Source organism: Nocardia sp. NPDC058058 (assembly GCF_042885355.1).
Classification (GTDB): domain Bacteria; phylum Actinomycetota; class Actinomycetes; order Mycobacteriales; family Mycobacteriaceae; genus Nocardia.
Genome location: NZ_JBHVSA010000002.1, coordinates 220,136 through 239,992 on the forward strand (window position 1 = coordinate 220,136; position 19,857 = coordinate 239,992).

Genomic DNA, 19,857 nt, shown 5'->3' on the forward strand with positions numbered 1-19,857 from the left:
CTCCTCATTCGGCGGCGGAATTCTCTTGCTGCACCACAATGCGCTCGTCCGCACCATCCTTGCGCGGCATGATGATTCGCACCTCGGTACCCCGCCCCGGCGTGGACAGGATCTCCACCTTGCCACCCCGGCGCTCGATCCGCGCGCGGATGGATCTGGCCAACCCCTGCCGGTCGGATTCGACGGCGTTCACATCGAAACCCTTACCGCGATCGCGCACGAACACGCTCACCTGATGCGGTTCCACCTCGGCGAACAGATCGATGGACGGCACCTCGGCATGTTTGGCGGCGTTCACCAGCGCCTCCCGGGACGCGCCCAGCACCGCGGTGAAATGCTCCTTGGGCAAACCGATTCCGCTGTCGTCCACATCCATGGAGACATCGCCGACCGTCACCGGCGTCACCTTCACCCCGTGCTGATCCTCCACCTCACCGGAGATGGTGCGCAGCGCGGCGGCCAGACTCGATTCGGCCGGACCGGAATCGTCGAACAGCCAGCGGCGCAGTTCGCGTTCCTGGCTGCGCGCCAGTCGTACCACCTCGTGCGGATCCTCGGCCTGCCGCTGGATCAGGGCCAGGGTCTGCAAGACCGAATCGTGCAGGTGCGAGGCGATCTCCTCGCGCTCGTCATTGCGAATGCGCGCCGCGCGTTCATCATTGAGCGCCCGCACCATGCGCAGCCACAGCGGCACCGTGAGCAGTCCGGCCCCGACCAGGGTCACCGCCACCGCCAGCAGCGCCGAACCCATCGAACTCCAGTTGATGCGGGCCAGCACCACCACGCCCAACCCGACCACGATCAGCGTCGCGCCGCCGACGATGCGCGCCCAGGTGACCACCGACGGCCGCGCGGGCAATCCGATGACCGATCGCGGTCCGTCCGCGTCGAATTCGCGCCACACCAGCGCCGCACCGATCGCCACCACGATGACCGGGCCGATCACATGCGCGGCGGTACCGCTGAACAACCACGACATGCCAACGGACAGCGCCAAACCCAGCAGCACCAGGCCGCCCGCCTGCCGCCGCTCCGAGGCCGACGGCCGCGCCTGATCATCACCGCCGGGGGTGAAGATCCACAGCATGCCGTAGGCCACCACCCCGGCCCCGAGCAGACCGGACAGCAGTACGAACGCGATGCGCACCTTGAATACGTCGATGCCGAGGTGATCGGAGATTCCGCCCGCGACACCACCGACCACCCGGCCGCCCGAACGCCGCACCAGTTTCGGCGGCTGACCCGCCGGACCGGCCGCGTCGACGGACCCGCGCGTGGGATCGAACGCCCCACGGGCAGGGTCGAACAGGGGTGCGGACGGATACATGCCTTCGATACTGGCATGCGGCCGGGACCGGCGGCATCGGGAAACACCCCGATTCAGCCCTGAGAACCCGCTGCCGCGCGGTAGCCGCGCGATGCACGAAATGTAGAACATCGGCGTCTAAATTTGTTTCGAGAGACAAACATATTGTCGGAATCGTCTACCCGATTGCACAAAGATTGCGTTGAATCCTGTTCCACGTGACAATTCGGCGATGTCCATCACGCAGCATCACCTCACCCTCGACGCCCCGGTCCTGCTGCGCTTGCTGCCCAAACTCTCCGAACTGGCGGACGAATTGTTCGTCGCGGGCCTGGCCGCCGTGCCGGGCGCGGAACAGGTGCCCGTCGAACTCTTCGCCGATGATGTCGCGGCCCGCATCATCACCGGCACCATGACCGTCCTGCGCGCCGTCGACGAGCGGCGAGAATTGGACGAGCACGAGCTGATCGAGTTGATCGCCCCGATCATCGAACAGCGCGCCGAGGAACGAATTCCATTGCGGGTGCTCATCACCGCGTTCTTCGGCAGCGTGCGCCTGCTGTGGCAGAAGGTGGCGGCCGATGCCCAGCCGGGGGATCTCCCGGACCTGATCGCGCTGTCGGAAGTGCTGCTCGAGGTACTCCAGTGCGCGACGGTCACGATGGCCGAGACCCACGCCGATGTGGAGCGATCGCTGTACGGCAGTGAGCGGGAAGCGCGCCGGGAACTATGCGCCGCCCTGCTGCGCGGTGCGCCCGCCGCAGATCTGGCGGCGCGCGCGGACATCACCATCGCCGAGACCTACGACATGATCGCGCTCCAGGTGGTGCCGCCGGACCGCGCACTGCCCCTGGCGAGCCACGCCATCGCGCGGCGGCGCATGCAGCGGGCACAGCACGCCCTGGAGGAACTGGCCGGTGGCACCACGGCCCTGCACACCTTCGACGGCATCGCCGGCATCGCGCTGCTGCCGACCGGACCCACCAGGGGCCCGGCCCAGTACGCGACGCTCGCGGCCGATCTCGAACAGATCTTCAATGTGCCCGTCGTGATCATCGACTTCGGTGCGGTGGCCCGCGCCGACCTACCCGAATCCTGTACGCAGATCACCGAATTCGGCGTGCTGGCGCGAAAACTGGGCCGCCCCACCGGGGCCTACCGCCTCGATGATCTGATGTTGGAGTATCAGCTCACCCGGCCCGGCCCCGCCCGGGATCGGCTGGCGTCCCGCATCACCCCGCTGATCGAGCATCCGCATCTGCTGGAGACACTCGAAATCCATATCCGCTTCGGCTGGGATCGCAAGAGCGCGGCCGCCGCGATGCACCTGCACCCCAACAGCTTCAGCTATCGATTGCGGCGCATCGCCGAACTCACCGGATTCGATCCCGCCGACCCCTACGATTCGCGGATGCTGGCGGCGGCGCTGACGGTGTACCGGCTCGGCGAACCCGAATCGCAGTTCGGCCCGAATTAGTCTCCGGGCACAAATCGAGACCCCTCGGTTCTCCCGAACATGCAGTGACACCGTCTGTTCCGGCCTTCGATACTTGTCTCCGAGCACATCGGCACTCGATGATGCCGGGCGGCAACGGGGCCGGAAACAGCTGTGCCCCGGTGCGCGCGGACCGCGTCCGCGCCGCAGCACCGCACCGGCGGGAAGGCATTCTCATGACCGCGTCGGATCCCCTGCACCGCACCGATTTTCCCGGCGGCAGTACCCGATCACGGCTGGTATCCGCCCTGATTCGCGGCACGGTACGGCCGCTCATCTCGATCTGGGCACGCCATCCGCAGCTGCGCTGGCCCTACCGCACCGCCGACTGGCTGGGGCGGCCGCTGCCCGGTCCGCGCGGGCTCACCCGCAGCGCGGTCGCACTGCCCGAATGCGGTGCGACACTCACGGTTCCGCCCGTCGTCGATCCCGAGCGCTTCGTGCTGTACCTGCACGGTGGCGGCTTCGTGGTCGGCGGACGGCATCTGCACCGGCAGTTGACCGCGCGCTTCGCGGTGCGGCTGCGTACCCGGGTGCTCGCCGTCAACTACCGCAAGCTGCCCGAATACGGCATCCCCCTGGCGATTTCGGACTGCGTCGACGGGTACCGGCAGGCATTGGCGTGGGGTTATCCGCCCGAGCGGATCACCCTCATGGGCGATTCGGCGGGCGGCTATCTGGTCTTCATGACCGCGGTGGAGATCCGCAGGCAGGGATTGCCCATGCCCGCCGCCATCGTGGCCATGGCCCCGCTCGCCGATTGGGATTTCACCGCCAAACTCGCCGCTCCCACCGCACACACCTGCGATATCTTCGCCCCCGGCGCGATACCCGCGTTCGAGGTGATGGCGCGGACGGCGGGCGGCGGAATCGTGCCGGAATCGCCCGCGCGCTGCGATCTCACCGGGCTGCCACCGACCCTGATCCAGGCGAGCTCCTCGGAGATGCTCTATCCCGACGCCGTCCTGCTGGCGGAACGGCTGCTGGCGCACGGCATCTCGTGCCGACTCCAGATCTGGGGCAATCAGGTGCACGTCTTCCAGGCGGCGGTCGGCTTCGCGCCGGAGGCCACGGCCGCCGTCGCCGAGATCGGTTCGTTCGTCGAGGGCATCCTCGCCGGGGCAGGTGAATACCGCTCCGCCTGAACGCGATTCGGGCCGGTTCGCTGTCCGGTCCGGACAGCGAACCGGTTCGTGCGCGGCCGGACCGGATAACCGGTCGCACCGCCTACCACCAGCGGTTTCGTTTCGTCCGGCGCGAAATTCCGGCGCCCGGAGCCGCATCGCCTCCCTACCTTTCGATCAGCGGGTCATCGAGTCCCGCAACGAGGTTCGGGGAGGAACCACACATGATCATCAAGACCGCGATCGCCGGAGCGCTCACCGCTTTCAGCCTCATCGCCCAGACGGGCGGGGCACAGGCCGGAGCACTGGCCCCGCACGAGAAGACGGTGACCGCGCCCAACGGCATGAGCGTCACCGTCGGGCACACCGATAACGCCATCCGCCCGGTACCGCCGCTGAACGGCATGCCGACCAGTCGAGAGGCGTACCTGGACAACACGTCCTACGGCACCGTCACCGGCGGCACCGGCAAACTGCACACCGGCTGGTTCATCGCCTGCGCCGTGGACCTGGACGTCAAATTCGATATCAAGGCCAGCGCGGGCATCGATGTGAACGCCTCGGTGGGGGCGAGCGCGAGCCTGACCGAGGTGACACCGACCGCCAGCGTGTCGATCTCACCCGAGATCGGGGCGAGCATCGGAGCCAACCTGTCGATCACGCCCGGCAAGATCATCGACCTGACCCTGCCGCCCGCGCTCACCGACAAGGATCTGCCCGCGAGCCGCACCGGCTACATCATCGACCGCGACTACCGGCTCACCGTGCAGAACTGCGGCGGACCACTGACCGTGCAGGCGTACACCGTCATCCAGGCCAGCTCACCCGAGGCCAGCGTGACGGAATACGTTCTCGGCGATCCGATGTCGCTGTGATGCGCGCTCGACGGCGGCTAAATTGGCGGTATGCGGGTGGGGAGCGATCGAATGCCGGACCGGCCATGGTGACCGGGGACACCGATTCCGAGACCCAGGTCCGTTCACCCCGAACGCATTTCGCCCAGCGCTTCGCCGAACTATATGAGGCGGCGGGCAATCCGACCCTCCGCCGCGTCGCCACCGCCGCCGAGCACCGCATGCGCGCCGCCCAGGGCACCCGCCCGGGCGGCGCGTCCGCGCAGCGCATCAGCGATTGGAAAGCGGGCCGAAATGTCCCGGCCCGCTTCGAATCCCTGCTCCCGGTGGTGCTCACCCTCATCGACCTGGCCCGCAAATCCGGCACCCCACTCCCCCGCGAACTGGCCGAACCCCGGGAATGGCAACGCCTCTGGCAGTCCGCCACCACCTGGAATCCCGAAGCCGACACCGAATCCGCTTGCCCCTACCCGGGTCTGGTCTCCTACGGCAGCGCCGACCACGACCTGTTCTTCGGCCGCACCCGCGCCACCACCGAACTCACCGACCTGATCCGCACCGCCACCGGCCCGATCACCCTCATCGGGGCCTCGGGCGCGGGCAAATCCTCCCTCCTGGCAGCGGGCATAATCCCCGCCCTCACCGACTGGGAGACAACAACACTCACCCCCGGCGCACACCCGCTCACTGCGCTCGCCGAGGCGCTCGAAGGATCGGCATCGGCCTCCTCACAGTCCGATTCAGCGCACACCGATTCAGTCCCCGCACAACTCGAATCGGCTCTCGCCCCGCGCGCGGATAGTCCGCGCCGACTGCTGATCATCGACCAGTTCGAGGAACTCTTCACCACCTGCGCCACCGAACGCGAACGCGAGGACTTCCTCACCACCCTGCACACCGCCGCCACCCGCACCGACGACCCCGTATCGGTCGTACTCGCCCTGCGCGCGGACTTCTACGCCCACTGCCTCAATTATCAGATCCTCCAGGACGCCCTGGAGAATCGCAGCTATCTCCTCGGCCCCATGCGCCCCGACGAACTGGCACAGGCGATTTCAGCCCCTGCCCGCTCGGTAGGCCTGGATCTCGAGCCCGGCCTCGAAGAACTCGTCATAACCGAACTCTGCGGCGCGGGCGACCACCACGGCCGCCAGACCTACGACCCGGGCGCGCTCCCGCTGCTCTCGCATGTCATGGCCGCCACCTGGCAGCACCGCGAAGGCCGCCGCCTCACCATCACCGGATACCGCAATTCCGGCGGGGTGGTCGGCTCGGTCACCGAAACCGCCGAACACGCCTGGAACGAACTCGACACCCCCCAGCGCACCGCCGCCCGCGAAGTCCTGCTCGGCCTCGTCACCGTCAGCCAGGACTCCCGAGACACCCGCCGCCGAGCCCAACGCCCCGACCTGCTGCGCCGCGCCGAAAGTCCCGAAGACGCCACCGCCGCAATGGAACTCCTATCCCGCACCCGCCTCATCACCCTGGACGCGGACGCGGTCACCCTCACCCACGAAATAGTCCTCACCGCCTGGCCCCGCCTCCGCACCTGGATAGACGAAGACCGCGTCGGCTACCTCGTCCGCCAGCGCCTGGAAACCGACGCCGCCGAATGGGCAGCCCAGGACCGCGATTCATCCCTGCTCTACCGCGGCACCCGGTTGCAGAACGCCCTGCAACACGTCGCCCCTCCACCGGTCGGACCGCTGGCACAACAATTCCTCGACGCCGCGAGCAACACCGCGCGCAAGTCCAAGCTCCTAGGTCGAACCACCAAGGCGGGCTTGGTTTTCCTCGGTGTCTGCCTGCTCATCGTGGGAATGGTCAGCTACAACAACGGCCGTCGCGCCGATCAGCAACGCGCGGACAAGAACTTCGCGGCGGTGATGGCGACGGCCGACCGGCTGGTCGCCGCCGATCCTTCGGTGGCGGCGCAGATGTATCTGATCGCGCACCGCATGCGCCCCGAGGACGAGGATGTGCGCACACGACTGCTGCAAACCCAGAACCTGCCGCTGATGACGCGAATCCCCGCGCACGACAAAGAGATCACGGAGATCCGGTATCGACCCGACGGCGGGGTGCTGGCATCGATCGCCAGCGATGACACGCTCCGGCTGTGGGATGCGGCGACACCGCATCAACTCCGCCAACTGGGTGCGCCGATCTCGGACGTGAAGCATGTGGCGTTCAGCCCGGACGGGACGCTCATGATCACCTCGAGTTATCTGGTCGATCCACAGGTCTGGGACATCCACACACCCGACACACCCCGACTGCTGACCACACTGAGCCGAAACGGGCAGTCGCGCCCCATCGAAACGATCTTCCTCGGCGACGGACGCACCGTCGCCGCGTACTCCGCGGCCGATCTCACGCTCTGGAATATCAGCGATCCGGCCACCCCGATACCGGGGACGTCGACGCCGCTGCCGCGCAAAAGCGATCCCGCTGCGCCGATCTCCATCGGGCTGGAATCACTGGCGTACAACGCCGCCGGGCACATACTGGCCACCACCGATTTCGCCGAATCCTCGGGGACCGTACGGCTTTGGGATGTAAGCAATCCGGTAGCGGCCACCCCGCTGAGTGAATTCCAAGCCGCCAGCGGCGGCACCCGTCACATCGTCATCAGTCCCGACGGCAATACCCTCGCCGCGGGCGGGTACGAGGCGGTCCCCGGCACCACGCGCATGACATCGATCCTGCGCCTGTGGGATATCACCGATCACGCGCATCCGCGACTCGCCTCGATCCTGGCGGACCCGGACGGCGGCACGGTGCTCGGGCTGGCATACAGCCCGGGCGGGCAGACCCTCGCCGTCGCGGGCGGCAACGGCGGCGCGCTCTGGAACGTACTCGATCCCGTGACTCCCACGCGCCACCCGAATCGACTGTCCACCAGTGCCAGCACCTGCCGATACGACGGCAGCTCCGGCGAATGCGATGGCGCTTTCGAAGTACTCACGTACACGCCGGACGGACGCACCCTGACAACCGGCAATCTGAGCGGACAGATCCAACTGTGGTCGCTGCCGTCGGCCGATCTGAACGGATACTCCGGCACCGTCTCGGAATCGGTCTTCGACGCCTCCGGCGATCGCATGGTGACGATCTCCTCGGACGGTCGTGTCCTGGTCTGGGATCTACGAAATATCCTCGCTCCCCAGCGAATCGGTAACTACACCTTGCCGCGCGGGTACTACTCACCGCATCTGAGCCCGGACGGTCGCACTCTGCTGGCGACGACCCACTCCCCCGCCACCGCCCTGCTGCTGGATCTGTCGGATCCCGCCCACATCGCGCCGCCGATCACATGGCCGCTGATATCGATGAACGAATTGGTCACCGTGACATTGAGCCCCGACTGGCGGCGCGCGGCCACGGTCGGCGCGCACCACGCGCAACTATGGGATCTCTCCGATCGCACCCACCCCGTCCCGCTCGGCGTGCGCATAACCCCGGCCGGGGAGATACCGGTCTTCCAAACGGGAACCTTCTCCCCGGACGGCCGCACCCTGCTGATCACCGAACTCTCGGGCGGCACCTCCGGTGATCTGGTGGTCGTGCGCTGGGATATCAGCGATCCGGGCAGACCACGGCAACTCAACGAGCTGTTCCACGCACCCGCGCGGGAAACCTATCGGGTGGCCTTCACACCCGACTTCCACACCCTCATGGCCGTGGGCATGAAGTCGATGCGAAGCTGGGATATCGAAGATCCGGAAAAGCCGGTGCCCCTGAGCGATCCGATGATCAGCCCACCCGGCTCGATCCTCTCCATCGACTTCACCGCCGACGGTCGCACCATGGTCATCAACGCCATCGACGGATCGGTCCAGCTCTGGGATTTCTCCGATCGCGCCCACCCCCGCCGCATCGGCGGCTCCCTGGTGTACTCCGACGAAACCATGGACGCCCGCTTCCATCCCTCCGATCGCTTCCTGATCGCCACCGGAGGCGGTGGCGCGGTACGACTCTGGGACCTGGACCCCGAACACGCCGCCACCCGCGTCTGCACCGCGACCGGTGCCATGTGGACCCCGCAGCTCTGGCAGTACTACCTACCGCAGCTCTCCTATAAACCACCCTGTGCCTGACCTACCGTGCGCACAGGCGATTCACAGTCACCCCGCAGCAGCTGTGGAGGTTGCGGCTAGATCATCATTGCTGGCTCGCAGGGCGGGTCGCCTGGTGGATGGGGAGAAGAATGCAACGCACACGGGTAGTGGCTGCCCTCATCGCGGTGGCCGGGTGCGTGCTGGGCGCGCCCGGGGCGAACGCGGTGACGTCCGCCCCGCATGAGAAGAGTTATGCCACGCCGAACGGGTTCGAGTTCACGGTGGGGAATCAGGATCAGGATGTGCGGCCGGTGCCGCCGATGAACGGGATGCCGACCAATCGGGAAGTGTTCCTGGACAACACTTCCTACGGGAAGATCGCGGCGGGCGGCAAGGGGCATCTCAAGGCCGGGTACTACGTGGCGTGCCAGGTCGACGTGGACGCCAAACTGCATATCGATCCCGAGTTCGATCCCAATCCGGGAGTCACCGCGCATGCGGGAGTAGGGCTGGACGGTCCACAGGCCGGGGTCGACATGTCGCTCGGCCCGACCGTGTACGGCGGTATCGGCCTCGACATCTACCTGGCCCCGGGCAAGATCGCCGATGTGCTCGCCGGGGAGAAGGATCTGCCCGGCGACGGCAGCCTCGCCTACCTGATGAACAAGGACTTCCACCTCAATGTCACCGGCTGCGGCGGACAGCTCACGCTGCGGCCGTACACCATCATCACGGCCAACTCCGACGGTGACGGCGGCAGCGGCGCGGTCTACGGAGACCTGATCACGCTCTGAGCGTTTCCCGTCCCCGACGGGCAATTCAGGTGCGGTTTCAGGGTGTTCCCCGATGCGCCCGGACCCGGCGCACAACCACCATGGAAGCCATGACGAGAACGAGCGACTGGTCCAGGGGCACCGGGCGTGCCGGCTTCGCGGAACAGATTCACGATATGTGGCAGAGCCGGCCGCTGCGCCTGCCCCAGCAGGGACCGATCGCGGGCGTCGCCGCCGGATTCGGCCGCCGCTACAACGTCGATCCGGTGCTGATCCGGGTCGCGTTCGTGGTCTCGGCACTGTTCGGCGGCGCGGGCATCGTGCTCTACCTGCTCGGCTGGCTGCTGCTCAACCAGGCCGGCGACCAGTCCTCGGCGGCGGAATCGCTGTTCGGCAAGGGCCAGAGCTCGCAGACCTCGTCCAAGACCATCGTGCTCCTGGTGGCGTTGGGTATCGCCGTGAGCACGATGGGCCCCGTCGGCATCGGACTCGGCGGATCCGGTGTGGTGAGCTTCGGACTCATGCTGGCCGGCTGGTGGCTGCTGCATCAGCGCCAGCCCGAACCGCCGATCGGCTATCTGGAACAGGCGGGTGAGAGCGCGCTGGGCGGATTCCCGGTCGCCAACTCGCCGTTCTGGACCGGATATCCCGGCACCACAGCGCCTTTCGAGACATACGGGCCGTACACCAAACTCCCGGACAGCTACGTCCCGGACCCGGCGACCCAGCAGGCGGCCGAAGCACCCACCGAAGCCTTTGCCGCACAGGGTGTTCCGCAGGAAGCGAACGAGGCGACCGTACTGCTCCGTAAGGATGCCCCCGTCGACGACGCGACCGCCGTCCTGACCAAGCCGCCGGTAGATACTGCGGCGCAGGAGATTTCGCCGGTCACCACCAATGACACGGTGGTGCTGAGCAAGAGCGCGACCCAGGACGGTTCGCCGTCCGCCACGGAAACGCCGGAGTCCCCGGGCACGGCCCTCGACATCCCGCACGGCGACAGTCCGGCGGTTCCGCCGAGCCCGCCGAATCCACCGGAAGCGCCTGTCCTGCATCGTATTCCGTCGACGAGCGAACGCCCTTCCTTCGCCTACGGCCCCGCCCCGATCTCCCCCGACTTCGGCCCCACCCCGCCCGGCTGGGATCCGCTCGCGGTGGCCCCGCTGGCCTGGGATCTGCCCGAACCCGTTCCGGCACAGTCGCAAGCGCAACCGGTGCAGGCGGCTCCGCGCAAGCCGCGCTCCCGGCTGACCCCCGTCGTCATCGGCCTGTCCATCCTGGCCGCGGCCGCGGCGGGTTCGGCGGCAGCGGCGGGCGTGGAATGGATGACACCCAGCCGGATCGGCGCGGCCGCGCTGGCGGTGCTGGCGTTCGGACTAGTCATCGGCGCGTTCCTGCGCCGCGGCTACGGCCTCATGGTGCTGCTCGCCCCGCTCGCCGGATTCGTCATCCTGTCCTCGCTGATCGGACCGATCCAATTCGATCAGGGCGCGATGGGTGATCGCACCTGGTCCGCCACCGCCGGAACCGAACTGCTGCCGGAGTATCACGTCTCCATGGGCTCGGCCACCCTCGACCTGAGCACGCTGGCGCTGACCGAGGACAAGACCACCAAGGTCTCGGTGCGCATGGGCGATGCCCGCGTGGTGCTGCCGGCGAACCTGCGGGTGAACACCACCTGCACGGTGCGGCTGGGCGATTCGAACTGTGTGAGTGGAATGTCCGGCCCCGCAACGGGTCCGGTCCTCAATCTGACCGTGGATGTGCAAATGGGCAATGCGGAGGTGCGTCGTGGCTGAGCAGAAGAATCGCAAACCGTCCTTCTCACTACTGCTCGCGGGCCTGCTCGGCCTGGGCGTCAGCGTCTGGGCCTTCATCGGACCCAGCTCCTGGCCGGTGTCCGAGGGCATCTCACTCGGCTGGATTCTGGTCATCGCGGCCATTGTTGTCGGAATCGTGCTTGTGCTTTCCCCCCGGAAGAACAGAGACTGAATCACGCGCTGCCCCACCCTCGCCGGGGCAGCGCACCCCGCCTAACCGGACTGCCCTCCGAGAAGGCAGAAGGCCCCTCGCCAATGCGGCGAGGGGCCTTCGTTATGCGCCTGGCAGAGCCCGGCTCACTCCCATTCGATGGTGCCCGGCGGCTTGCTGGTCACATCGAGCACCACGCGGTTCACATCCGCCACCTCGTTGGTGATGCGGGTGGAGATGCGCTCCAGCACCTCGTACGGCAGGCGGGTCCAGTCCGCGGTCATGGCGTCCTCGCTGGAGACCGGGCGCAGCACGATCGGATGACCGTAGGTGCGGCCGTCGCCCTGCACGCCGACACTGCGCACATCCGCGAGCAGCACCACCGGGCACTGCCAGATCGACTTGTCCAGACCGGCGGCGGTGAGCTCCTCGCGCGCGATGGCATCGGCCTGACGCAGCAGATCCAGGCGGTCCTGATTCACCTCGCCGATAATGCGGATGGCCAGACCCGGACCCGGGAACGGCTGGCGCGCAACGATTTCCTCGGGCAGGCCGAGTTCACGGCCGACCGCGCGCACCTCATCCTTGAACAGCAGGCGCAGCGGCTCGACCAGCGAGAACTCCAGATCGTCCGGCAGACCGCCGACATTGTGATGACTCTTGATATTCGCGGTTCCGGTGCCGCCACCGGACTCGACCACATCGGGGTACAGGGTGCCCTGCACCAGGTACTCCACCTTGGTCTCGCCCTGCTCGCCGACCACCTCGGAGACCGCGTCCTCGAACGACCGGATGAACTCCCGGCCGATGATCTTGCGCTTCTCCTCCGGATCGGTGACGCCCTTCAGCTCACCCAGGAACTTGTCCACCGCGTCGACGGTCACCAGCTTGGCACCGGTCGCGGCCACGAAATCCCGCTGCACCTGCTCGCGCTCACCCGCGCGCAGCAGCCCGTGATCGACGAACACACAGGTCAGCTTGTCGCCGATGGCACGCTGCACCAGCGCCGCCGCCACCGCGGAATCCACACCACCGGACAGACCGCAGATGGCATGCCCGTCACCGACCTGCTCGCGCACCTGATTGATCAGTGCCTCAGCGATATTCGACGCCGTCCACGCCGCCGGAATGCCCGCGATCTCATGCAGGAAGCGGCTCAGAATCTGCTGTCCGTGCGGCGAATGCAGCACCTCGGGGTGGTACTGCACACCCGCGAGACGACGCTCCAGATTCTCGAACGCCGCCACCGGCGCGCCCGCGGAGGTGCCGGTGACCTCGAAACCGGCCGGGGCATCGGTGACCGCGTCACCGTGGCTCATCCACACCGGCTGCCGCGTCGGCAGGCCACCGTGCAGAATGCCGCCGTCGACGCTCAACTCCGTGCGGCCGTACTCACGCGTCCCGGTGTGCGCGACGGTGCCGCCGAGCGCCTGCGCCATCGCCTGGAATCCGTAGCAGATGCCGAAAACCGGCACATCCAGATCGAACAGACGGGGATCCAGCTGCGGCGCGCCCTCGGCGTACACGCTGGACGGACCACCGGAGAGAATCACGGCGAGGGGCTGCTTCTCCGCGATCTCCTCGACGGTGGCGGTATGCGGCACCACCTCGGAATACACGCTCGCCTCGCGCACCCGGCGCGCGATCAATTGCGCGTACTGCGCACCGAAGTCGACAACTAGGACTGGTCGCTGGGTATCTGCCACCGTCACAGTCTAAAGAGCGACATAGGACACAGCGGACCCGCCTCTCTCAGGGAGAAGTCCCATAGACCGGAACGAGACGAGGGGTCGTTTTCGACGGCGCAAGGGCCTTCCGGCCTCGAACTTCCGGGCACTCCTGTCCCGGGTCGCGGGCCGAGCGGCACCGGCCGTGTACAAAGCGACCGTTTTTGTCAGAGCCTCTGGCTATCCTCTATCTCGTGCCATTCGCCCGTGCGATCGATGCAGAGATCCACTACGAGGACAGCGGGGGCGAGGGTCCGGTACTGCTGCTGGGGCACGAATTCCTCATGGACAGAACGATGTTCGCGTCGCAACAGGCGGCGTTGACACCGGAATTCCGGTTGGTCACATGGGATGCCCGCGGCCACGGCGACACTCGCGACGAGGGTCTGCCGTTCACGTATTGGACCTGCGCCCGCGACGCGCTCTCCGTACTGGATCAGCTAGGCGTGGAAAGGGCCGTGCTGGGCGGGATTTCGCAGGGCGGGTTCATCGCGCTGCGCACCGCGCTGCTGGCCCCCGAACGCGTCTCGGCCCTGGTGCTGGTCAGCGCCGAAGCTCATGAACCCACCGCCACCGAACTGGACAATGCCCGCAGGTTCCTGGACAAATGGCAGGACGACGCGTCCCGCCCCGCCCTCGCCGATCACCTGGCGCACTCACTCATCGGCGAGGACAAGTGGTATCGCTCGGTCTGGGTGCGGCACTGGCTCGACCGCGACCCGCACGGCACCGAGATCGCCGCGGGCGCGCTACTGAGCCGCGATTCGGTACTGGACCGACTAGCCGAAATCACCTGCCCCACACTGGTTATCCACCCCACCCGCAGCGGCGTGCCGCGCTCGCACGCCCGCACCCTCGCCGACCGCATCCCCACCGCCCGCTACCTCGAGCTCGACGGCGGCCACCGCACCGTCAACATGACCCACCCCGCCGCGGTCAACTCCGCCATCCAGGATTTTCTCCGCGACCACATCACCCCCCGCCCCCTGTCCTCCCCCCGAGTCCGCACCGGAGAAGTCCCCATCCCTCGCAAAACGCCCCACTGACAAGGGATTTCGACACCGCGGAAACGACTTCGGCCCCTGTCCCACATACGTGTGGAACAGGGGCCGAACCTTCAAAGCTCTACTCAAGCACGGATGTTCAGGCCGACCTTCTGGAATTCCTTGAGGTCCGAGTAGCCGGTCTTGGCCATCGCACGGCGCAGGCCGCCAACGAGATTCAGCGAACCGAACGGGTCGTTGGAGGGGCCGTCCAGAACCTGGGACAGCGGGACGCGCTCCTCATCGATGGCGTACGGCAGCAGCGCGCCACGCGGCACGGAGGGGTGCGCGGCGGCCGAGGGCCAGTACCAGCCCGCACCCGGGGCCTCCTGGGCCAGGGACAGCGGTACGCCGAGCATGACCGCGTCCGCACCGCAGGCGATGGCCTTGGCGATATGGCCGGAGCTCAGCGTCTCGCCGTCGGCGATGACGTGCACGTAGCGGCCACCGGTCTCGTCCAGGTAATCCCGGCGCGCGGCGGCGGCGTCGGCGATGGCGGTGGCCATCGGAACCCGAATGCCGAGCACCTCATTGGTGGTGGTCGCACCCTGCATGGAGCCGTAGCCCACGATGACACCGGCCGCACCGGTGCGCATCAGGTGCAGCGCGGTGCGGTGATCGCTCACGCCGCCCGCGACCACCGGCACATCCAGTTCGGCGATGAAGGTCTTGAGGTTCAGCGGCTCATCATCACCGACATGCTCGGCGGAGATGATGGTGCCGTGCACGACCAGCAGATCGATACCGGCCTGCACCAGGCTCGGGGTCAGCGAGCGCGCGTTCTGCGGGCTCACCCGCACCGCGGTGGTCACACCGGCGGCGCGCACCTCGGCGACCGCGGCGGCGAGCAGTTCGGGCTGCATCGGCGCGGCATGCAACTGCTGCAGCAGCTGTACCGCGGCCTCGGTGCCCTCCTTCTCGGCGACATCGGCGAGCTGCTGGATCTTGGCCTCGACATCGGCGTGCCGGGCCCACAGCCCCTCACCGTTGATGACACCGAGGCCACCGGCCTTGCCCAGCTCGATGGCGAAACGCGGGGACACCAGCGCATCGGTGGGATGGGTCAGGAACGGGATCTCGAAGCGGTAGGCATCGAGCTGCCACGCGACGGACACCTGCTTCGACGAACGAGTCCGCCGGGACGGCACGATGTCGATATCGTCCAGTTCGTAGGTGCGCCGGGCGGTCCGGCCCATGCCGATCTCGACCATATCGCGCATAGCGAGTCAGTCCTCTCTGTATCCGATTGCCGCCGAAGCACTTCGGCGAAGGTCACGCCGAACGGCGCCGCACACCGCCCTCTCCGCACGAAAGCCCCGGCGGGAAACCGGGGCGACGTGCGAGGAGAGCGCGGCAATCACGCTCGGGTGGTGTAGTTGGGGGCCTCGACGGTCATGGTGATGTCGTGCGGGTGCGATTCCTTCAGGCCCGCCGCCGTGATCTGAACGAACTGCGCCGCCTGCAGATCCGGAATCGTCTGTGCGCCCGTATAACCCATGGCGGCGCGCAGGCCACCCACCAGCTGGTGGATCACCTGGTCCAGCGGTCCGCGGAACGGCACCCGGCCCTCGATGCCCTCGGGCACCAGCTTCTTCTCGGACAGCACATCGTCCTGGAAGTAGCGGTCCTTGGAGTACGACTTGGCCTCGCCGCGACCCTGCATGGCGCCGAGCGAACCCATACCGCGGTAGCTCTTGAACTGCTTGCCGCCCACCAGGATCAGCTCACCCGGGGATTCGGCGGTGCCCGCCAGCAGCGAACCCAGCATGACGGTGCCCGCGCCCGCGGCGATCGCCTTGGCGATATCACCGGAGTACTGCACACCACCGTCGGCGATGACCGGCACGCCGTGCGGGGCACAGGCGGCGGTGGCCTCGAGAATCGCGGTGATCTGCGGCGCGCCGACACCGGCGACGACACGCGTGGTGCAGATGGAGCCGGGGCCCACACCGACCTTCACCGCGTCCACACCGGCTTCGACCAGCGCCAAAGCGCCTGCGCGCGTGGCGACATTGCCGCCGATGATCTGCACCCGGTCACCGACCTCGGCCTTGACCTTGGCGACCATCTGCAGCACGCCCGCCTGATGCCCGTGCGCGGTATCGACCACCAGCACGTCGACACCGACATCGGCCAGGGTCATGGCGCGCGTCCAGGCATCCTCGCCGACACCGACCGCGGCACCGACCAGCAGGCGGCCGTCGCGGTCCTTGGTGGCGTTCGGGTACTGCTCGGTCTTGACGAAGTCCTTGACCGTGATCAGCCCGCGCAGCTTGCCATTGCCGTCCACGATGGGCAGCTTCTCCACCTTGTGGCGGCGCAGCAGACCCAGCGCGGCCTCGGCGGTGACACCCTCCTGGGCGGTGATCAACGGCGCCTTGGTCATGATCTCGGCGACCGGACGGTTCTGATCGACCTCGAAGCGCATATCGCGATTGGTGATGATGCCGACCAGCTGGCCCGCGTCATCCACCACCGGCAGACCGGAGATGCGGTAGCGCGCGCACATGGCGTCGACCTCGCCGAGCGTATCGGTGGGACGACAGGTGACCGGATCGGTCACCATGCCCGCCTCGGACCGCTTCACGGTCTCGGCCTGCGCCGCCTGCGCCTGCACCGACAGATTGCGGTGCAGCACACCCATTCCGCCCGCACGCGCCATGGCGATGGCCATCCGCGCCTCGGTGACGGTATCCATGGCGGAGCTCACCAGCGGCGTGCGCAGTGAGATTTCCCGCGTCAGACGGCTCGAGGTGTCCACCGCGCTCGGAATCAGATCCGAGGCGGCGGGCAGCAGCAGCACATCATCGAAGGTGAGGCCCAGCATCGCGACCTTGTTCGGATCGTCTCCGCCCGTATGAGGGCGGCCGGCGTTTCGTTCGCCCGTAACGGGACTGCTCATCGGATCGACCCCTCCTGGAGCTCGGCACAGTCCCCCCGCCGGATCCCGGCGGACGACTGGATGAATGACAATGCCGGTGTTTGCCACCCGGCCTTTGGTCAACCATGGTATCCGGCGCACAATTCCAATCGGCAGCCACGCCCGGCCGCTGCGATGTCCCGTAACCGGGCAGAGTGATGTCCCAGAATGCCCGGTGTGTGTTTCGACACCAGACAACTGAGGGCAAATACTTAACAGCGCTGGCGCAGACCCCCTCTTTCTGCGTACCGTGGGACTGTGCGTGACCATCTACCACCTGGCTTGCCGCCGGATCCATTCGCCGGAGATCCCTCCGACCCGTCGGCCGCGCTCGATGCCATCGAGCCGGGGGAGCCGCTGGATCCTCACGAGCGCCTAGCGGTCGAAGAGGATCTCGCCGACCTCGCGGTATATGAGGCATTGCTGGCCCACCGCGGCATCCGCGGTCTCGTGGTCAGCTGCGAGGACTGCCGGCAGGACCATTACCACGATTGGGATATGTTGCGCGCCAACCTCCTCCAGCTACTGGTGGATGGCACGGTGCGCCCCCATGAACCCGCCTACGACCCCACTCCCGAGGCGTACGTCACCTGGGATTACTGCCGCGGCTACGCCGATGCCTCGATGAACGAGGCGCTGCACGGCGACGGCTTCGACGGCTTCGACATCTAGTACGGCGAAAGGGCCTGCGTTCCAATGGAACGCAGGCCCTTTCCGGTACGAGAAAGCCGACTCCATCTGGGTCGGCCCTTTACTTATGCCTGTAGCTCTTCCCGGCTCACTCGGCAGCACACCGTAATCACCTGGGACCGCCCGACAGCGGCGGAATGACGGGCGCCTGCGTGGGAACCTGCGTCGGCACCGCGGGCACCTGTGACACGGGCTTCTCCACCGGAGGCTGAGTGACCGGCTGCTGACCGCCCGCGGGCGCCGTGGTGGCCGGAGGGGCCCCCGTCGGCAATCCCGCGGTGGTGGTCGGCGCGCCGCCGCCCGGCTGGGTAGCCGGTTCGGAGGGCTCGGTCGCCGGTTGCGACGGCACCGTCACCGGCGGCGTCGCCGGCAGGGTGGTCGGACCGCCCGTGGACGGTCCCCCGGTACCCGGTTCGGTGCCGCTGATGCGCGGATCGATCGTCGGCTCGGTACTGCCACCGCCGATGGTGCCCGGCACCGTCGTCGGCGCCACGGTCGCGCCCGGAAGCGTCACCACGGGTTGACTGGTGACCGGCGGCTTACCCGTCGGCGTCGGCATCAACGAGGTGGCCAGATCGGGAGCGACCTTGGACAGCGAGGTCAGCACCTGCTGCCAGCGATCCTGCAGATCGTCCTTCTTGCCGCTGTCGTTGACCTGGCTGACATTCGCCGACGCGCTCTCCAGCAACGCCTTGGCCTGCTCCGGCTTGTTCTGCTTGATCAGTTCCTGAGCCTGCGCCAAATCGCTGTCGGCCCGCGAGACCACCGTGCTCTGCGCCTGCTCGCTGAACACGACCTCCTTGACCCGCCACAGCGGATCACCCGGATTCGCGTTGTACGAGAAGGCCGACAGCCCGCCGATGATCAGCGCGAGAGCGGCAGCCGACCCGAGAATGGGTCGCAGTAGCCGTAGTCGCCCGCCCGACTGTGCGCCGATGCGCGCGTCCCGGGCGCCGATCTCCTGATTGACCGCGGCCACGATGGTGTCCAGATCCGGTCCGGCCGGCATCGGCTCTTCCAGAATCTCCGCGCGCCAATTCGCGAGCAACGCCGCGAGTTGATACTCCTCCGTGGTGCCCGTCTGCACGGGACCGTCGCCGGAGATGGCATCGATCAGCGCGTCGTCGCGGCGTACAGCCGCGATATCCACCGGCCCGGTGTCACCGGACGCCTCGGCGTAGGGACCGCTGTTCTGCGATCCAAGCCGCTTCCAGTCGCCCCGACCGCGCTCGCCATCCCTAGCCATACATTTCACCTGCCCTCGCCACTTGAGACTTGAGTTTCGCGAGCGCCCGATGCTGGGCCACTCGTATAGCACCTGCCGTACTGCCCACGGCAACTGCGGTTTCTTCGGCTGACAAACCCATAACCAAGCGCAGGATGAGGATCTCTCGATGCTTCTCCGGAAGTGTCGCCAGCAGAGAGTTCATCTGCCGGCTCGTCTCCGATTCGAGAGCCCGCTGTTCCGGCCCCTGGTCGGTGGATATGACATCCGGTACTTCGGCCATGGCATCCGCTTTGTTACGGGCGGCATTGCGATGAGCGTCGGCGACTTTGTGGGAGGCGATTCCATACACGAAAGCCATGAACGGTCTGCCCTGATCCTGATAACGCGGCAGGGCTGTCATGACGGCCAGACAAACCTCCTGCGCCACATCGTCGGCGGAGAGCTGACCTCGTTCGGCCGACCCGATGCGCGCACGGCAATACCGCACCACCAAGGGGCGGATGCTCTCCAGTACCTGGGCTAGAGCAGACCGGTCGCCCTGCGCTGCGGCAGCGACGACGGCTGGGTCCAACTCCTCACCCGCGTTGTTCATCGTCAGAGCTGTTCCTGGCGTTACGAGTGGCACCGTGGCTGGAAGGCCGGTGCTTCCGCGGAGGGGCGGAACG

Annotated in this window: 15 protein-coding genes; 9 read left to right on the forward strand and 6 right to left on the reverse strand. The window is 67.4% G+C overall.

Going from position 1 to position 19,857, the window contains the following annotated elements:
• Nucleotides 1-4 precede the first annotated feature (4 nt).
• On the reverse strand, nucleotides 5-1,327 hold the full coding sequence (locus ACFVUS_RS16170) for a PspC domain-containing protein (RefSeq protein WP_387766177.1): 1,323 nt from the start codon (nucleotides 1,325-1,327) through the stop codon (nucleotides 5-7).
• A gap of 211 nt (nucleotides 1,328-1,538) precedes the next feature.
• Between ACFVUS_RS16170 and ACFVUS_RS16175 the strand changes: the two genes are divergently transcribed.
• The 7 genes from ACFVUS_RS16175 (at nucleotide 1,539) to ACFVUS_RS16205 (ending at nucleotide 11,605) form a co-directional block, all read left to right on the forward strand.
• Entirely contained in the window at nucleotides 1,539-2,783 is a 1,245-nt protein-coding gene (locus ACFVUS_RS16175; RefSeq protein WP_387766180.1) for a PucR family transcriptional regulator, read from the forward strand.
• Between the two features lie 194 nt (nucleotides 2,784-2,977).
• Nucleotides 2,978-3,946 (forward strand): alpha/beta hydrolase, encoded by a 969-nt coding sequence (locus tag ACFVUS_RS16180; RefSeq protein WP_387766183.1) that lies wholly within the window; start codon nucleotides 2,978-2,980, stop codon nucleotides 3,944-3,946.
• 203 nt (nucleotides 3,947-4,149) lie between these two features.
• On the forward strand, nucleotides 4,150-4,800 hold the full coding sequence (locus ACFVUS_RS16185; protein WP_387766186.1) for an MspA family porin: 651 nt from the start codon (nucleotides 4,150-4,152) through the stop codon (nucleotides 4,798-4,800).
• Between the two features lie 65 nt (nucleotides 4,801-4,865).
• Entirely contained in the window at nucleotides 4,866-8,879 is a 4,014-nt protein-coding gene (locus tag ACFVUS_RS16190) for a WD40 repeat domain-containing protein (protein WP_387766189.1), read from the forward strand.
• A 110-nt stretch (nucleotides 8,880-8,989) separates the two neighbouring features.
• Entirely contained in the window at nucleotides 8,990-9,634 is a 645-nt protein-coding gene (locus tag ACFVUS_RS16195) for an MspA family porin (protein ID WP_387766192.1), read from the forward strand.
• A gap of 89 nt (nucleotides 9,635-9,723) precedes the next feature.
• Entirely contained in the window at nucleotides 9,724-11,412 is a 1,689-nt protein-coding gene (locus ACFVUS_RS16200) for a PspC domain-containing protein (RefSeq protein WP_387766195.1), read from the forward strand.
• Nucleotides 11,405-11,605 carry a hypothetical protein gene (locus tag ACFVUS_RS16205; RefSeq protein WP_364640608.1) on the forward strand — a complete coding sequence of 67 codons (201 nt, stop codon included), beginning with the start codon at nucleotides 11,405-11,407 and terminating at the stop codon, nucleotides 11,603-11,605. Before ACFVUS_RS16200 ends, ACFVUS_RS16205 begins: the two co-directional genes overlap by 8 nt.
• Before the next feature lie 125 nt (nucleotides 11,606-11,730).
• Here ACFVUS_RS16205 and guaA read toward each other — a convergent pair whose 3' ends face one another.
• The gene (guaA, locus tag ACFVUS_RS16210) at nucleotides 11,731-13,290 is read right to left on the reverse strand and encodes a glutamine-hydrolyzing GMP synthase (RefSeq protein ID WP_364640611.1); all 1,560 of its coding nucleotides are present in this window, start codon (nucleotides 13,288-13,290) and stop codon (nucleotides 11,731-11,733) included.
• Nucleotides 13,291-13,505: 215 nt separating this feature from the next.
• On the opposite strand from guaA, the gene ACFVUS_RS16215 reads away from it, so the two are divergent.
• On the forward strand, nucleotides 13,506-14,357 hold the full coding sequence (locus ACFVUS_RS16215) for an alpha/beta fold hydrolase (protein WP_387766200.1): 852 nt from the start codon (nucleotides 13,506-13,508) through the stop codon (nucleotides 14,355-14,357).
• Nucleotides 14,358-14,440: 83 nt separating this feature from the next.
• On the opposite strand, the gene ACFVUS_RS16220 is transcribed toward ACFVUS_RS16215, so the two are convergent.
• Together ACFVUS_RS16220 and guaB are read right to left on the reverse strand one after the other, a co-directional pair.
• On the reverse strand, nucleotides 14,441-15,574 hold the full coding sequence (locus ACFVUS_RS16220; protein WP_387766203.1) for a GuaB3 family IMP dehydrogenase-related protein: 1,134 nt from the start codon (nucleotides 15,572-15,574) through the stop codon (nucleotides 14,441-14,443).
• 137 nt (nucleotides 15,575-15,711) lie between these two features.
• On the reverse strand, nucleotides 15,712-17,256 hold the full coding sequence (gene guaB / locus ACFVUS_RS16225; RefSeq protein WP_364640620.1) for an IMP dehydrogenase: 1,545 nt from the start codon (nucleotides 17,254-17,256) through the stop codon (nucleotides 15,712-15,714).
• A 276-nt stretch (nucleotides 17,257-17,532) separates the two neighbouring features.
• Here guaB and ACFVUS_RS16230 point away from each other — a divergent pair, with 276 nt between their 5' ends.
• The gene (locus tag ACFVUS_RS16230; protein ID WP_067561879.1) at nucleotides 17,533-17,946 is read left to right on the forward strand and encodes a DUF5319 domain-containing protein; all 414 of its coding nucleotides are present in this window, start codon (nucleotides 17,533-17,535) and stop codon (nucleotides 17,944-17,946) included.
• 127 nt (nucleotides 17,947-18,073) lie between these two features.
• Here ACFVUS_RS16230 and ACFVUS_RS16235 read toward each other — a convergent pair whose 3' ends face one another.
• Together ACFVUS_RS16235 and ACFVUS_RS16240 are read right to left on the reverse strand one after the other, a co-directional pair.
• The gene (locus ACFVUS_RS16235) at nucleotides 18,074-19,210 is read right to left on the reverse strand and encodes an anti-sigma-D factor RsdA (protein WP_387766208.1); all 1,137 of its coding nucleotides are present in this window, start codon (nucleotides 19,208-19,210) and stop codon (nucleotides 18,074-18,076) included.
• On the reverse strand, nucleotides 19,203-19,784 hold the full coding sequence (locus tag ACFVUS_RS16240; protein ID WP_364640628.1) for a sigma-70 family RNA polymerase sigma factor: 582 nt from the start codon (nucleotides 19,782-19,784) through the stop codon (nucleotides 19,203-19,205). Before ACFVUS_RS16240 ends, ACFVUS_RS16235 begins: the two co-directional genes overlap by 8 nt.
• Nucleotides 19,785-19,857 lie beyond the last annotated feature (73 nt).